This window comes from Brevibacterium senegalense (genome assembly GCF_000285835.1).
GTDB lineage: Bacteria > Actinomycetota > Actinomycetes > Actinomycetales > Brevibacteriaceae > Brevibacterium > Brevibacterium senegalense.
On the sequence record NZ_HE978600.1, the window covers coordinates 290,046 to 305,174 of the forward strand.

General features: G+C 71.2%; 14 protein-coding genes and 4 tRNA genes. 1 reads left to right on the plus strand and 17 read right to left on the minus strand.

Going from position 1 to position 15,129, the window contains the following annotated elements; all coding sequences use genetic code 11:
• Nucleotides 1-94: 94 nt before the first annotated feature.
• The 15 genes from secF to HGBR_RS01425 form a co-directional block, all read right to left on the minus strand.
• The gene (gene secF / locus HGBR_RS01355; RefSeq protein WP_019157541.1) at nucleotides 95-1,129 is read right to left on the minus strand and encodes a protein translocase subunit SecF; all 1,035 of its coding nucleotides are present in this window, start codon (nucleotides 1,127-1,129) and stop codon (nucleotides 95-97) included.
• Nucleotides 1,126-3,081, minus strand: a complete 1,956-nt coding sequence (secD, locus tag HGBR_RS01360) for a protein translocase subunit SecD (RefSeq protein ID WP_019157542.1) — start codon at nucleotides 3,079-3,081, stop codon at nucleotides 1,126-1,128. The genes secF and secD overlap by 4 nt, the downstream gene beginning before the upstream one ends.
• Before the next feature lie 59 nt (nucleotides 3,082-3,140).
• A complete protein-coding gene (gene yajC, locus HGBR_RS18570) occupies nucleotides 3,141-3,662 on the minus strand; it encodes a preprotein translocase subunit YajC (RefSeq protein WP_245533238.1) in 522 nt (173 codons plus the stop codon).
• Nucleotides 3,663-3,746: 84 nt separating this feature from the next.
• Nucleotides 3,747-4,808, minus strand: coding sequence for a Holliday junction branch migration DNA helicase RuvB (ruvB, locus tag HGBR_RS01370; protein ID WP_019157544.1), 1,062 nt, complete (start codon nucleotides 4,806-4,808; stop codon nucleotides 3,747-3,749).
• Entirely contained in the window at nucleotides 4,805-5,398 is a 594-nt protein-coding gene (ruvA, locus tag HGBR_RS01375) for a Holliday junction branch migration protein RuvA (RefSeq protein WP_019157545.1), read from the minus strand. The genes ruvB and ruvA overlap by 4 nt, the downstream gene beginning before the upstream one ends.
• 67 nt (nucleotides 5,399-5,465) lie before the next feature.
• On the minus strand, nucleotides 5,466-6,065 hold the full coding sequence (gene ruvC, locus HGBR_RS01380; protein ID WP_019157546.1) for a crossover junction endodeoxyribonuclease RuvC: 600 nt from the start codon (nucleotides 6,063-6,065) through the stop codon (nucleotides 5,466-5,468).
• A 3-nt stretch (nucleotides 6,066-6,068) separates the two neighbouring features.
• Entirely contained in the window at nucleotides 6,069-6,824 is a 756-nt protein-coding gene (locus HGBR_RS01385) for a YebC/PmpR family DNA-binding transcriptional regulator (RefSeq protein ID WP_026077236.1), read from the minus strand.
• 38 nt (nucleotides 6,825-6,862) lie between these two features.
• Entirely contained in the window at nucleotides 6,863-7,483 is a 621-nt protein-coding gene (gene pgsA / locus HGBR_RS01390; RefSeq protein WP_019157548.1) for a phosphatidylinositol phosphate synthase, read from the minus strand.
• The gene (locus HGBR_RS01395) at nucleotides 7,483-9,426 is read right to left on the minus strand and encodes a prolyl oligopeptidase family serine peptidase (protein ID WP_019157549.1); all 1,944 of its coding nucleotides are present in this window, start codon (nucleotides 9,424-9,426) and stop codon (nucleotides 7,483-7,485) included. Before HGBR_RS01395 ends, pgsA begins: the two co-directional genes overlap by 1 nt.
• Nucleotides 9,419-10,012, minus strand: coding sequence for an HIT family protein (locus HGBR_RS01400; protein ID WP_019157550.1), 594 nt, complete (start codon nucleotides 10,010-10,012; stop codon nucleotides 9,419-9,421). The genes HGBR_RS01395 and HGBR_RS01400 overlap by 8 nt, the downstream gene beginning before the upstream one ends.
• Nucleotides 10,009-12,018 carry a threonine--tRNA ligase gene (gene thrS / locus HGBR_RS01405; RefSeq protein ID WP_019157551.1) on the minus strand — a complete coding sequence of 670 codons (2,010 nt, stop codon included), beginning with the start codon at nucleotides 12,016-12,018 and terminating at the stop codon, nucleotides 10,009-10,011. Before thrS ends, HGBR_RS01400 begins: the two co-directional genes overlap by 4 nt.
• A 150-nt stretch (nucleotides 12,019-12,168) precedes the next feature.
• Nucleotides 12,169-12,240, minus strand: a tRNA-Val gene (locus tag HGBR_RS01410).
• A gap of 64 nt (nucleotides 12,241-12,304) precedes the next feature.
• A tRNA-Val gene (locus tag HGBR_RS01415) sits at nucleotides 12,305-12,376 on the minus strand.
• Nucleotides 12,377-12,398: 22 nt separating this feature from the next.
• Nucleotides 12,399-12,469 (minus strand) — tRNA-Cys (locus HGBR_RS01420).
• Nucleotides 12,470-12,503: 34 nt separating this feature from the next.
• Nucleotides 12,504-12,576: transfer RNA gene (locus tag HGBR_RS01425), tRNA-Gly, on the minus strand.
• Nucleotides 12,577-12,723: 147 nt separating this feature from the next.
• On the opposite strand from HGBR_RS01425, the gene HGBR_RS01430 reads away from it, so the two are divergent.
• Entirely contained in the window at nucleotides 12,724-13,197 is a 474-nt protein-coding gene (locus HGBR_RS01430) for a PGPGW domain-containing protein (protein WP_019157552.1), read from the plus strand.
• Nucleotides 13,198-13,203: 6 nt separating this feature from the next.
• Here HGBR_RS01430 and HGBR_RS01435 read toward each other — a convergent pair whose 3' ends face one another.
• Both HGBR_RS01435 and zapE read right to left on the minus strand, forming a co-directional pair.
• The gene (locus tag HGBR_RS01435) at nucleotides 13,204-14,094 is read right to left on the minus strand and encodes a PPK2 family polyphosphate kinase (RefSeq protein WP_019157553.1); all 891 of its coding nucleotides are present in this window, start codon (nucleotides 14,092-14,094) and stop codon (nucleotides 13,204-13,206) included.
• A 10-nt stretch (nucleotides 14,095-14,104) separates the two neighbouring features.
• A complete protein-coding gene (zapE, locus tag HGBR_RS01440; RefSeq protein WP_019157554.1) occupies nucleotides 14,105-15,127 on the minus strand; it encodes a cell division protein ZapE in 1,023 nt (340 codons plus the stop codon).
• Between the last annotated feature and the right edge of the window lie 2 nt (nucleotides 15,128-15,129).

A 15,129-nucleotide genomic window follows, 5' to 3' on the forward strand; every position in this document is an offset into this window, starting at 1 on the left:
CTCGCTGCGGCGACCGACCGCCGTCACCGCCGTGACGACCATCGTACGGCCGGTGGGGGTGCGGCGCCGCGCACGGGCGTGCAGCGCCCGCGTGTCACCGTCCGGCGCTGACGGGCACCTCGTCGCCCAGGACCGGGGCCCGATCCGGCAGCCCCTTCTCCTGCCGGCGCTCCTCGACGGCCGCCTCCTGCTTCCGCACCGCGGCCTCGCGGCGCCGCAGCACTGCGTAGAGCGGCGACGCGACGAACAGGGTCGACAGCGCGGCGACGATCGTGCCGATGAAGAGGGACAGGGAGATGTCCGTGAGCGTGCCCGCGCCCAGCAGGACCACGCCGATGAAGAGGATCGACGCGATCGGCAGCACCGCGATGACGGAGGTGTTGATCGAGCGCACGGTCGTCTGGTTGACGCCCAGGTTCACCAGCTCGGAGAACTTCATGTGGACGTTGTCCTCGTAGCCCTGCGTGTTCTCCCTGATCTTGTCGAACACGACGACCGTGTCGTACAGGGAGAAGCTCAGGACGGTGAGGAATCCGATGATCGCCTCCGGGGTGATCTCGAAGCCCGTCGCGGAGTAGATCCCGATCGTCACGACCATGACCGCGATGAGGCCGATGATCGCAGCGATCGACATCTTCCAGGTCCGGAAGTAGATCGCCATGAAGATCATCGCGAGGCCCACGAAGATCACGAGCGCGCGCAGCATCTTGTCCGTGACGTCCTGTCCCCAGGCGGGGCCCACGAAGTTCGAGGTGACGTCCTCCGTCTGCACGTCGTAGACCTCGACGAGCGCGTCGCGGACCTCCTGCATCTGCGGATCCGTCAGCTGCTCGGTGGTGATCCTCACGGACGTGTCCGAGGTCGGGACCACCGACGTGCCCACGTCGCCCACCGCGTCCGTGACGGCGTCCGTCGCGGCCTGCGACTGGGAGGCGTCGACCTGCGCGACCTGGAACTCGGAGCCGCCGCGGAAGGCGATGCCCAGGTTGAAGCCGAAGATGAGCGGTACGGCGACGCACAGCAGTCCGACGACGCCGGCGATCGTGAGCCACAGCTTGGCACGCCCCACGAACGGGATCGACGTGCGACCGCTGTGGAGGTCGTTGCCCCACGACAGGAACTTCTTCATCGCTTGTCCCCCGCCTGTGCGTCGGTGTCGGATTCCTGCGCCTCGCGCGCCTCCTGGGCCTTGCGCTCGGCGAGGGTGAGGCCGGTGCGGCTCGCCTCACGGCGATCCACCTGCTTCTGCCGGCGCTTGGCCTCCTTGAAGGAGCCCTTCTTCGTCCCATCGCGCCGCGCGCGCTCCAGATCGATGCCCAGCGCGCCCCGATACGTCGCCTCCGTGACTCCCAGCTGCCGGGGATCCATGCCGGACATCGGATGGCCGTCCCCGAAGAACCGCGTGCGGGCCAGGAGCTGCATCATCGGGTGCGTGAAGAGCACCGTGACGAGGAGGTCGACGATGACGGTGAGGCCCAGCGTGAACGCGAAGCCGCGGACGCTGCCCACCGCGAGGATGTAGAGGATGACGGCGCCCAGCAGGTTGACCGCCTTCGACGCGAAGATCGTCCGCTTCGCGCGATCCCAGCCGATCTCGACGGCGGAGGTGAGCTTGCGGCCGCCGCGCAGCTCGTCGCGGATGCGCTCGAAGTAGACGATGAACGAGTCCGCCGCCGCGCCGATGCCCACGATGAGGCCCGCGACGCCCGCGAGGGAGAGCCGGTACCCGTATCTCCAGGTCACGAGGAGCAGGAGGAGATAGGTGAGCAGACCTGCGACCGCCAGGCTCGAGACGGTCACCGTCCCCAGCACCCGGTACTGGACCAGCGAGTAGACGACGACCAGGCCCAGGCCGATGAGGCCGGCCAGGACACCCATCGCGAGGTACTCGGAGCCCAGGGTGGGCGAGATCTGCTGCTCGCTCTGGACCTGGAAGCTGATGGGCAGTGCGCCGTTGCGCAGCTGGTTGGCGAGCGTCTCGCCCGATTCCAGGTTGAAGTCACCGGTGATCTGCGCGCGGCCATCCGTCACGGGCGTCTGCGAGGCGGGGGCGGACAGCACGAGGCCGTCCAGCACGATCGCGAACTGGTTGTACGGCTGCTGCTGGCCGGTGATCGCGGTGGTGATCTGGCCGAACACGTCGCGCCCCACCTGGTCGAACTCGATCGTGACCGCGACGCGGTTGGTCTGCGTCCCCGTCGAGGTCGTCTCGAAGCCGAAGTCCGCGTCAGACACGTGCGAACCGTCCAGTTCGACCGGGCCCAGGATGAACTTCGACGATCCGTCCTGCGCGCACGAGACGACGACCTCGTCCGGATCGCCCTGCACGCCGCCGGTCCGATTGGCCGGGTCCGTGCAGTCGAGTTCCGCGAACTCGTTCATGACCTCGTCGGAGGCCCACGACATGTCCGTCATCGGGTCGAAGCGCGGGACGGTCTGCGCCGACTCGTCCGTCGCTCCCGCACTGGGCTGATCCGTCGCGCCCGGCTCAGCGGTCTCGCCGGACTGCTCCGTCCCCTCCCCGGCCGGCTGCGACTCGTCCGGCGCGACCGTGCCGCCGCCCTGCGCGTCCTCCGCATCCTCGCGCAGCAGCTCCTCGAGGCGCTCGCGCTCCTCGTCGCTCAGATCCGCGGTGGGGTCCTCGGTCGCCTCGTCCGTGGGAGCACCGTCTTCGCTGACCGGCTGCGGGGCGCCCTGGTAGGCGACGCGCCGGAAGGCGAGCTGCGCGGAGGACCGCACCAGCTCGCGGGTATCCTCGTCCGGATTGCCCGGCAGATTCACGATGATGTTCCGGTCGCCCTGCGTCGTGATCTCGGCTTCGGACACGCCCGTGCCGTCGACGCGCTGGCGGATGATCGCGACCGCCTGCTCCAGCTGCTCGGAGGAGATCGTCGTCTCCTCGTCGACCTGCGGCTCGAGGATGATCGAGGTGCCACCCTCGAGGTCGAGGGCGAGCTTGGGCGCCCAGGTCGCAGACGACCAGATCGCGCCGGCGCCCACGAGGACGACGAGTGCGACCGTGACGACGGTCAGCCAGATGAAGGACAGTACCGGGCGCGGTTCGTTGGAGGGTGCGGCCACGTTATCGCTTTCGGGAGGTGGGAGCGGGAGGAGTGCCGGTCGGGGTCCGACCGGACCGGTCAGCCGCGGTTCTGCCGGGTCTCGTCGTCCGAGTCGTCATCGGTCTCGGCCGAGTCGTCGATTGCCTCGCCCTGGGCCTCGTCCAGAGTCTCGTCCGTCTTCTCGACCGCGTCCTCCTGGACCGCGGCGTCGTCCACGACATCCTCAGCGGCCTCGCCGCCCGGGGCCTCGGCGGCCTCCGCCCGGTCCTCCTCGACGGGGGTGAGGGACGAGAGATCGTCGGGGACCTCCGTGCCGCCCAGCTCGTCGTCCAGCGGGGTGTCCGCGACGGGCTGCTCGATCTGGCCGATCGCCTGGCGGTGGACGGTCAGCACTGTGCCGGGGCCGGATTCGATGACCACCTTGTTCTCCTCCGGCATCACCTCGACGACCGTGCCGAACACGCCGAAGGACGTCATCACCCGTGCGCCGGGAACCAGCCCCGTCGACAGCTTCTCCTGCTGCTGACGCTGCTTCTTGCGCGAATTCATCATGAAGAAGATGAGGAGCGCGCCGAATCCGAGGATGAGGATCATTTCCATGGGGCGGTGGCCGCCTTTCGTGAGGGGAGTCGAGAAGACCGGAGGCCAGTCTAGTGGTCCTGTCGAGGAGACTCACATCGAGGATCAGAAAGCGTCGTCCGGCGCCTCGAGCCCCAAGTGCCGCCAGCCGTCGCCGGTCGCGACCCGCCCGCGCGGGGTGCGGGCCATGAGACCCTCGCGCACGAGGAACGGCTCGACGACCTCTGCGACCGTCTCCGCCTCCTCCGCGACCGCGACCGCGAGCGTGGAGAGTCCCACCGGTCCCCCGCGGAACCGGACGCACAGCGCGTGGAGGACGGACCGGTCCAGCCGGTCGAGGCCCCGTTCGTCCACCTCGTAGACGGTGAGGGCGGCGCGGGCCGCGTCCTCGTCGATCCGCCCGTCGCCGCGGACCTGCGCCCAGTCGCGCACGCGGCGCAGCAGCCGGTTGGCGATGCGCGGAGTGCCGCGCGAGCGCGAGGCGATCTCGTGGAGGCCCGCCGGTTCCGCGTCGATCTCGAGCTTGCCCGAGGACCGGGCCAGCACCTGCAGCAGATCCGTCGTCGAGTAGAACTCGAGGTGTCCCGTGAACCCGAAGCGGTCGCGCAGCGGCGCCGGCAGCAGCCCCGACCGGGTCGTGGCGCCCACGAGCGTGAACGCCGGCAGGTCCAGCGGGATCGCGGTGGCGCCGGGCCCCTTCCCCACGATGACGTCGACGCGGAAGTCCTCCATCGCGACGTAGAGCATCTCCTCCGCCGCACGTGACATCCGGTGGATCTCGTCGATGAAGAGGACCTCGCCCTCCTCCAGCGACGACAGGATCGCAGCGAGGTCGCCGGCGTGCTGGATCGCGGGACCGGAGGTCACCCGGATCTGCTGGTCCATCTCGTGCGCGATGATCATCGCGAGCGTCGTCTTCCCCAGCCCCGGCGGACCGGACAGCAGCACGTGGTCGGGAGCGCGGCCGCGGGCGCGGGCCGCGTCGAGGACGAGCGACAGCTGGTCCCGGACCAGCGGCTGCCCCACGAACTCCCGCAGCCCCCGTGGCCGCAGCGCGGATTCCGCGGCGCGCTCCTGCTCGCCGGCGCCTGCGCGCGTGAGGCGCTCCGCCTCTGCGCCCGTGGGCCCGTCGTCCCCGAAGTCGACCTCGTACGACCGCTCGTTCACCGGGGGCCGCCCAGCATCCGCAGCGCATCCTTCAGCAGTGCGGAGACGTCCGCGTCCGGTGTCGCCGCACGGGCGTCCGCGACCGCGCGCTCCGCCTGGGCGTCCTTCCAGCCCAGACCCACGAGCGCCTCGACCACCTGGTCGCCCGGCGCGGGCGCCGCGGTGACCTCGGCACCCGGCAGCATCGCGTCCACGGGAAGCCTGCCCGTGAGCTCGAGGAGCATGCGGGCCGCCCCCTTCGCCCCGATCCCGGGCACGGCGGTGAGCGCCTTCGCGTCCTCCGCCGCGACCGCCGCCGCCAGCCCGTCCGCACCCAGGACCGCCAGCACCGCCATCGCGAGCTTGGGACCCACGCCGGACACGGTCAGGAGCGTGCGGAAGACGCTGCGGGCGTGCGCCGCCTCGAAGCCGTAGAGGGTGAGGGAGTCCTCGCGGACCACGAGCTCCGTGTGCAGCTCGATCTCCTGGCCCTCGTGCATGCGCGCGGCGTGGCCGGGCACGATCGTGACGATCCGGCCCACCCCTCCCGCGAGGACGACGACCGAGTCCGCCCGGACGGAGTGGGCGGTGCCTGTCAGGTACGCGATCAACGGGGCGACTCCTAGCGATCCTTTTCGAACACACGTGCGATTGCAGTCTAACCCAGCGGGGAGCTCCTCACGATTCCGCCGCGCGGAGTGCGGCGGCCCACTGCTCCTGCGCGGGCGTGAGCCCCGAGCCCTGCCGGCCGGCGGCCCGGCGCGCCAGCACGTCCTTGCGCTTGCCGGGGGTGGAGGCGCCCGCGGTGGCACCGCGCCACACGTGGGTGATCGCGAGCGCCAGCGCGTCCGCCGCGTCCGCCGGTCTGGGCGGGGCGTCGAGCCGCAGGATGCGCGTGACCATCCGCGTCACCTGCTTCTTGTCCGCGCGACCGCTGCCCGTGACGGCGGCCTTGACCTCCGACGGCGTGTGCATCGCGACGGGGATGCCGCGGCGGGCCGCCAGACCCATCGTGAGGCCCGAGGCCTGCGCGGTGCCGATGATCGTCGAGACGTCCGAGCGGGCGAACACGCGCTCGATCGCGACGACGTCCGGCCGGTGCTCGTCGATCCACCCGTCGAAGGCCTCCGCGATCGTGCCCAGGCGCACGTCGACGGAGTCATCCGCGGGCGTGCGGACGACCCCCACCGCGACGAGCCGGGGCTGCGCCGGCCTGCCGGACTCGACGACGCCCAGGCCCAGCCGGGTGAGCCCGGGGTCCACGCCCAGGACCCGCACGTTTCAGTCCGCGTCGAGCGCTGCGAGCACGTCGTCGGACAGGTCGACGTTCGTGTAGACGTTCTGGACGTCGTCCAGGTCCTCGAGCGCATCGATGAGTCCGAAGAGCTTGCGCGCGGCGTCGACGTCCACCGGCACCTCGACGGTCGGGACGAAGGCGGCCTCGGCGGACTCGTAGTCGAGTCCCGCCTCCACGACCGCGGTGCGGACGGGGACGAGATCCGTCGCCTCGGAGATGACCTCCCACTGCTCGCCCGCGTCCTTGATCTCCTCCGCACCGGCCTCGAGCGTCGCCTCGAGGATCGCGTCCTCGTCCGCCGCGTCCTTCCGGACGGCGACGACGCCCTTGCGGTTGAAGTTGTAGGCGACGGAGCCAGGATCGCCCATCGACCCGTTGTTGCGGGTCACGGCCACGCGCACATCGGAGGCCGCGCGGTTGCGGTTGTCGGTCAGGCACTCGATGAGCACCGCGACGCCGCCGGCGCCGTAGCCCTCGTACATGATCGTCTCGTAGTCGACCCCGCCGCCGTCCAGGCCGCCGCCGCGCTTGACCGCCCGGTCGATGTTGTCACTGGGGACCGACGACTTCTTGGCCCGCTGCACCGCGTCGTACAGGGTGGGGTTGCCGTCCAGATCCGGACCGCCGTTGCGCGCCGCGACCTCGATGTTCTTGATGAGCTTCGCGAACAGCTTGCCGCGCTTCGCATCGATCGCGGCCTTCTTGTGCTTGGTCGTCGCCCACTTGGAGTGGCCTGCCACGTGCATTCCTCCGTATCAGTCGAGAGCCGGGTGACACGTCATTCTACAGTCGGGCCGCCCGCCAGCTGGGCGCGCACCGCCGCCATCCGCTGGGCGACGGTGATGATGCAGAGGACGCTCAGCGCGCCCAGGGCGATCGTGAGGGCCACGACGGGGACCCCCAGACCCACGACGCCCGTCACGACGAGGGTGACGAGCAGCCGATCCGCCCTCTCCGCGATGCCACCGGCGGCCGTGACGCCCAATGCCTCGCCGCGGGCCCGCACGTAGGACACGAGCGAACCGGTCACGAGGCAGATGAGGGCGAGCAGCGCCGTGAGCGGGTCGTCGGTGCCCAGGAAGAACCAGAGTGCGAGCCCTACGAAGACGGCGGAGTCAGCGATCCGGTCGAGGGTCGAGTCGAGGAAGGCGCCCCACTTCGAGCTCTCCCCCGACAGCCGCGCCATGATGCCGTCGAGCATGTCCGCCAGCACGAACACCGTGATGACGACGGTGCCCCAGAACAGGTGTCCCAGCGGGTACGCGACGAGGGCGCCCAGGCAGACGCCGATCGTCCCGATCACGGTCACCGCGTCCGCGGTGAGGCCCAGTCGCAGCAGGAGCTTCGCCGGCGGGGTGAAGAGGCGGGTGAACGCCGCCCGCGCGAGCGAGTTGAGCATCAGGCGTCCTGCTCCGCGGGCCCGGAGCCGCCCAGGTGGCGCCCCCACCACTCGACGATCGCACGGGAGCGGGCGACGCGGTGACGCGGCCGCCCGCTGCGGGACAGTTCGTGGTCCTCTCCGGGGAAGACGAGCATCTCCGCCTCGACCCCGTGCCGCAGCAGCCCCGCGTAGTACTGCTGGGCCTGCTCGAGCGGGCACCGCAGGTCCTGTTCCGAGTGGAGGACGAGCGTGGGGGTGCGGACGTCTCCCACGCGCGCGACCGCGGACTGGCGCGCGACCTCGGCCGGGTCCGTGCCCACGTACGCGTGGCCGAAATGCATGCCGATGTCGCTCGTGCCGGCGAAGGCGACCGGGTCGAGGAACCCGCGCTCCACGATCGCGGCGGCGAAGCGGTGGTGGGCGGAGGTGATCATCGCGGTGAGGTAGCCGCCGTACGAGCCGCCGGCCACGCCCTGCCGACTGCGGTCGAGGGCGGGGTGCGCCTCCAGCGCGGCGTCGAGGACGGCCAGCACGTCCCGGGCCGCGGGCTCCGCGAAGTCGCCCCGGACCGCCAGGCCCCAGTCGCGCCCGCGTCCGGCGGAGCCGCGCGGGTTGGACCACACGACGCCGATCCCCGCGTCCAGCAGCACCTGCACCTCGTCGAGGACGGCGGCCGTGTACTGAGCGAACGGGCCGCCGTGGATGAGGAGCACGACGGGATGCGGACCGGGGCCCTCCGGCACGGCGCACCAGCCGTGCACCTCTCCCCCGTCGGTCTGCGCGGTGATCGCGTGCGCTCGGGACCAGTCCGGGCCCGGCAGCGCGGTGAGCGGGACCGGCTCCGCGTCCGGGTCCAGCCGGAACACGTCTCCCGCGCTCGCGGGCGTCGCCGCCGTCACGACGATCCGACCGTCCGCATCCGCGTCCCAGCCGGTCACGACCCAGTCGTCCGGGGTGAGTGCCTCGACGTGCGCCTGACCGCCGCCCTCTCCGGGGAGGGTGATCCGGACGAGGCGCTCGGCCCCGTCGTGCGTCTCGAGGCACATCGCACGGCCGTCCACGACGCGCAGGTCGCCGCCCAGCTCGCACCGGTCCTCCGGGGTCAGGCGCACGGTCGAGCCGTCGCGGGTGTCGTGGAGGTGCAGTCCCGCGACCCGGGCCACGAAATCCGCGTGGCCCGGCCCCATGTCCGCCGCCAGGAGCAGGACGCGGTCGCGGTCCAGCCACGCGTGCGACCCGACGCTCAGCGTGCCCGTGTCGAGACGGTGGGCACCGTCAGGACCCACGATCCAGACCGCCGTGCGCAGATCCGCGACGGTGCCGGGCTCCACTGCCGGCCCCAGGGCGGAGACCCGACCGTGCTGCGCGCGCGGCTCGCGCACGTCCCCGCGCAGGCGGAGGACCTCGGTGGTGGCGGGCAGCGGGATGCCCCCCGCGGGCGCGGCGGCCGCCTCGTCGTCGAGCGGCACCCGCAGCAGCCGCGCGGGGCGGTCGAGGGTGTAGCCCAGCCCGTTCGCCTGGTACTGGGCCGTCGTGATCCTGCGCGGGGCCTCAGCCTCGGGTCCCACGTCCGGATCGGTGCCGTACCGGCCGGGCTCCGGGTCACGGGCGATGACGAGGGCGTCGTGACCGTCCAGGACGGCGTCGAGGACTCCCAGCGGCTCGTCCGTCACCGCGCGGGGCAGACCGTCGCCGAGGCCGGCCCACAGCTGCGCGGGCCCGTCGCCGGTCGCGCGGAGGAGGGCCCGGACCCCGCCCGATTGCACGAGTCCGCGGTCGGAGGTCCCCGACGAGAACCGTCGCACGGGTCCGGGCCCGGACAGCGGCACCGTGTGGAGGCGGGTCGTGTACACGTCCGCCTCGAGGTCGGGACGGGTGATCTCGACGACGACCGCGTCCTCGAGCAGCAGCGGGCGCCCCACCGTGTGGAACGCGGCGATGAGGTCCCGGGGATCAGCCACCGGCGCCCCACTCCGCGGCCACGAGGGCGCGCACCTGGTCGTGGACCTGCGGCAGCGCCTTCGTCTGCGCGACGATCGGCAGGAAGTTCGCGTCCCCGGCGAACCGCGGGACGACGTGCTGGTGCAGGTGCGCGGCGATGCCCGCACCGCCAGCCGCACCCTGGTTCATCCCCAGGTTGAAGCCGGGCGGCGAGGACACGCGGCGGATCGCCCGCATCGCCTCCTGCGTGAACTCCGCCAGCTCGCGGGTCTCGTCCGCCGTCAGGTCCGTGTAGTCGGCCACGTGCCGGTACGGGCAGACGAGCAGGTGGCCCGGGTTGTACGGGTACAGGTTGAGCACCGCGTAGACGTGCTCACCGCGCGCCACGATGAGGCCTTCCTCGTCCGTGCGACCGGGTGCGGCGCAGAACGGGCAGTCGACGGCTCCCCCGTCCGTGGGCTTCTGGTCGCCGGCCACGTAGACCATGCGGTGCGGCGTCCACAGCCGGTCGAACCCGTCCGTCTGCCGCGGGAATCCCTCCGGCGACTCGGCCTGCACAGGCGGCGCGCCGCCCGGCGACGCCTCCTGCGGCGCCCCGCCCGTCATACCTGCGCCTTCGAACGGATCGCCGCGAGGATCTCCTCGACCGCCTCGTCGACGGGGACGCCGTTGCGCTGCGACCCGTCGCGGAAGCGGAACGACACGGCCTCGGCCTCCTGGTCCTCGCCGCCGGCGATGAGGATGAAAGGCACCTTCTGCTTCGTGGCGGTGCGGATCTTCTTGGGCATCCGGTCCGCGGAGTCGTCGACCTCGACCCGCACGCCGTGCGCGCGCAGCCGCTGGGCGATCTCCTGGAGGTACGGCGCGAAGGCCTCTGCGACGGGGACTCCCACGACCTGCACCGGGGCCAGCCAGACGGGGAACGCACCGGCGTAGTGCTCCGTCAGCACGCCCATGAACCGCTCGATCGAGCCGAACTTCGCGGAGTGGATCATGACCGGGCGCTGGCGGCTGCCGTCGGAGGCCTGGTACTCGAGATCGAACCGCTCCGGCTGGTTGAAGTCGTACTGCACGGTCGACATCTGCCACGTGCGTCCGATCGCATCGCGCGCCTGGACGGAGATCTTGGGCCCGTAGTAGGCCGCGCCGCCCGGATCCGGCACCAGTTCCAGGCCGGTCTCGCGGGCGACGGACTCGAGGACCTGCGTCGCGGTCCGCCACTGCTCGTCGGAGCCGATGAACTTGTCCTTCTTCCGACCGTCCTCGTCGCGGGTGGAGAGCTCGAGGTAGAAGTCGTCGAGGCCGAAGTCCCGGAGCAGGGAGAGGATGAAGTCGAGGAGGTGCCGGATCTCGTCCGCCGCCCCCTCCTGCGTCACGTACGAGTGGGAGTCGTCCTGGGCGAAGCCGCGCACGCGCGTGAGGCCGTGGATGACGCCGGAGGGCTCGTCGCGGTAGACGGAGCCGAACTCGAAGAGCCGCAGCGGGAGTTCGCGGTAGGAGCGGCCGCGGGCGCGGTAGATGAGGTTGTGCATGGGGCAGTTCATCGCCTTGAGGCGATAGGGGTGCCCGGGCTTGACCACACGGCCGTCCGCGTCGCGCACCTCGTCGACCGCGAGGGCGGGGAACATGCCCTCCTCGTAGTAGGGCAGGTGGCCCGAGGTGTGGAACAGCTCCTCCTTCGAGATGTGGGGGGTGCCCACGTACTCGAAGCCCGAGGCGATGTGCCGGGCGCGGACGTAGTCCTCCATCTCGCGCTTGATGACACCGCCCTTGGGGTGGAAGACCGGCAGGCCGGAGCCCAGCTCGTCGGGGAACGAGAAGAGGTCCAGCTCGATGCCCAGGCGACGGTGGTCCCGGCGCTCCGCCTCCGCGAGGCGCTCCTGGTGCGCGCGGAGGTCCTCCTTGCTGGCCCATGCGGTGCCGTAGACGCGCTGCAGCGAGTCCCGCGACTGGTCGCCGCGCCAGTAAGCGGCGGACGACCGGGTCACGGCGAAGCCCTGGCCGATGTGCTTGGTGGTGGGCAGGTGCGGACCGCGGCACAGGTCCTGCCAGACGACCTCGCCCTTGCGGTTGCGGTTCTCGTACACCGTCAGGTCGCCCGCGGCGACCTCGACGGCCGCCTCGTCGTCGGCGGACGGGCTGAAGCGGGTCGTGATGAGCTCCGTCTTGAAGGGCTCGTCCGCCATGCGCGCCAGCGCGTCCTCCTCCGACACCTCGACGCGGTGGAAGGTCTGCCCCTCCTTGATGATCTGCTTGGCGCGCTTCTCGATCTCCTTGAGATCCTCCGGGGTGAACGGATCGACGCCTCCGAAGTCGAAGTAGAACCCGTCGGTGATGAAGGGGCCGATGCCCAGCGTGCTGCCGGGGAACAGCTCCTGGACCGCTTGCGCCACGACGTGCCCGGCGGAGTGCCGGAGGATGTCGAGGCCGTCCTGGTCCGCGAGCGTGATGGGTTCGACTGCATCACCCGGGCTCAGCGTCCGGCTGAGGTCCGCAGGGGCGCCGTTGAGACGGAGGGCGACGACGTCGCGGCGATCCGCGAACAGCTGCGTCCCCGTCATCCCCTCCTCGATCTCCTGGGGCCGTCCGTCGAGGGTGATGCTGTGAGCCACGTGGCGCTCCTTCATGGGTGGGCGATGACGGGGACAGACCGGGTCCCGCGCCACGAGCGAGTCTAACGCGTGGTCCGCACCCCGCACCGTCCGGTGGGAGCCGCTGAATGCGAGGAGCCCCCCGGTCTCCCGGGGGGCTCCTCATCCCTGTGCGCGATACTGGGATCGAACCAGTGACCTCTTCCGTGTCAGGGAAGCGCGCTACCGCTGCGCCAATCGCGCCTGTGCACAGGCTATTCAGCTGTGGTGGTCACCGCGTGAGCGGTGCCGGCGGATGTCTCCGCCGTGCGCGATACTGGGATCGAACCAGTGACCTCTTCCGTGTGAAGGAAGCGCGCTACCCCTGCGCCAATCGCGCTCTGCCCCGTAGGGGCCTAGCGAGGTGGAGAGGGGATTCGAACCCCCGTATACGGCTTTGCAGGCCGCTGCCTCGCCTCTCGGCCACTCCACCGTGGGACGGTTGACCTGTCATTGACCTGTCTCCGAGCGGATGACGGGACTCGAACCCGCGACCCTCACCTTGGCAAGGTGATGCTCTACCAACTGAGCCACATCCGCGTGGAAGCTCTCGCTCCCTGTGTTCCGGGCTGTTCCCCGCAACGAGAGATAAATCTACACGGCCCCCCGGGCCAAGTCCAATCGTCCTGGAGTGGCCCTCGTCACATGCTGAGAGGCGGCCCAGGATGCGTGCTTAGACTCCGGGATGTGAACGACAGGAAGTCGGAACGGCCGGAGGGGTGGCTGTCGCGCAGCCACAAGCAGGGCAGGCCGTGGTTCCGCCGCACGCGGCTGGGATACCTGCGCTGGCGCACCCGCTTGGACGCCCGTCCGCGCACGGCCCGCCTCTACCGCGTGACGGTGGGGGTGCTGGGAGCCCTCATCATCGTCGTGGGTCTCATCCTCGTCCCGATGCCGGGACCGGGCTGGCTCATCGTGCTGACGGGGGTCGCGATCGTCGCCTCCGAGTTTTCCTTCGCCCGACGGCTCCTGCGGTTCGCGCAGGCGAGGCTGCGGGCGTGGACGCGCTGGGTCGCCGCCAGCCACTGGAGCGTGGGGGCCGGGCTGGGCCTCCTCACATGCGCCTGCGTCGTGGGCGCCGTCTGGCTGGTGCTGCTCCTCATCGGCCTGCCCGCCTGGGTGCCGCGCGAGTGGGTGCCCGCCTGGACCGGACTGGGCTGACCCCCGTCAGTCGCGCGCGATCGTCGCCGCTGATTCCTCGAGCGCGCGCAGCGCATCGGCGCGGTCGAAGTCCGCAGGCGGGTACTCGAGCCCCATCGCATCGAGGTGGTGCAGGACGATCCGTCCCACCGCCCAGCGCGCGTACCACTTGCGGTCGCCCGGCACGACGTACCACGGGGCGCTGTCGCCGTCGGTCCGGTGGAGCACATCCTCGAAGGCCTGCGTGTACTCGTGCCAGCGCAGGCGATCGGCCAGATCCGAGGCGGAGTGCTTCCACGCCTTCTCCGGCTGCTCGATCCGCTCGCGCAGCCGTGCGGCCTGCTCGTCCTGCGAGACGGTCAGCATGATCTTGACGACATCGATGCCACTGAGCGACAGACCGTCCTCGAACTCCGTGATCGTCTCGTAGCGGGGCTCCCAGACGGAGCGCGGCGCCAGGTCGTGCATCCGCACGGCGAGGATGTCCTCGTAGTGGGACCGGTCGAAGACGGCGATCCGTCCCCAGGCCGGCACCCGACGCTGCACGCGCCACAGGAAGTGGTGCGCCGCCTCCTCGTCCGTGGGCACGCCGAACGCGGTCGTCTGCAGACCGTGGGGACCCACCGCACCGGACAGGTGGCGCACGATACCGCCCTTGCCGGCGGCGTCGCGGCCCTGCAGGACCACGAGGAGCGCGCGCTTGCGCCCCTGCGCGGACAGCGCGTTCGCGTAGAGGCGCTCCTGCGCGCTGCGGATGCGCGGGGCGTCGTCCTCCTGCGCGGACTGACCGTCCTTCTTGCCTCCGGAGAACCCCGGGGTGGCGGCGGGGTCGACCCCGTCCAGTCCCCGCTGCGGGTCGAAGCGCAGTGCGGCTGCGACTCCGGCCGGGTCGGTGAGTGGTCCGGTCGCATCCGTCATGGGTCCTCCGTCAGTCGTCCGCCTTGTGCGCGAGCGCCGTCAGGCGCGACAGGCAGCGCAGGTACTTCTTCCGATAGCCGCCCGCCACCATGTCGTCGGTGAAAACGCGGTCCAACCGCTCGCCGCTGGACAGGACGGTGATGTCGCGATCGTACATCCGGTCGACGAGCGCGACGAAGCGCAGGGCGACCCCCTCGTTCTCGATCGTCGTCACGTCGTCCCAGATCACCGCATCCACCCCGTCGAGCAGGCGCCCGTAGCGCGAGGGGTGGACCGTGGAGAGATGTGCGACCGCGTCCGCGAAGCCGTCCCGCGCGACCGTGCCCTCGAGGCCGCCCAGCGCCGCCTCGAGCTGCTCCGGCGTACGGGGCTCCGGCGGCTGCGGCAGACCGCGGGCGCGATAGTCGTCGCCGTCGATCGAGATGATCGTGAACTGGTCTGCGAGCGCCTGGATCTCGCGCAGGAAGTCCTGCGCGGCGAAGCGGCCCTGCCCCAGCGCGCCCGGGAGCGTGTTCGAGGTCGCGACGATCCGCACGCCGGCGTCGGTGAGTTCGCGCATAAGGCGGGACATCATGACGGTGTCGCCGGGGTCGTCCAGCTCGAACTCGTCGATGCACACGAGCCGCATCTGCGAGAGCTCGTCGCGGGCACGCACGAAGCCCAGCGCGCCGATGAGGTTCGTGTACTCGACGAACGTGCCGAAGGTCGCGGGCTTCTCACTGGCGTGCCAGGCGGACGCCAGGAGGTGGGTCTTGCCCACGCCGTAGCCGCCGTCCAGGTAGACGCCGCGGGACCGGTTCTTCCGCCCGCCTCCGAAGAGGCGACCCAGCAGTCCCCCGGATCCGCCCGGCGCGGCCACGAACTCCTGGAGCGTGTCCCGGGCCTGCGACTGCGTGGGCTGGGTCGGATCGGGCCGATAGCTGTCGAAGGACACGTCCTCGAACTGCGGTGGCGGGACGAGCCCGTCGATCAGCTCATCCGGCGAGATGCGCGGGTCGGACTCTGAGAGGTGGATGATCTGGGCGGTGCTCACGA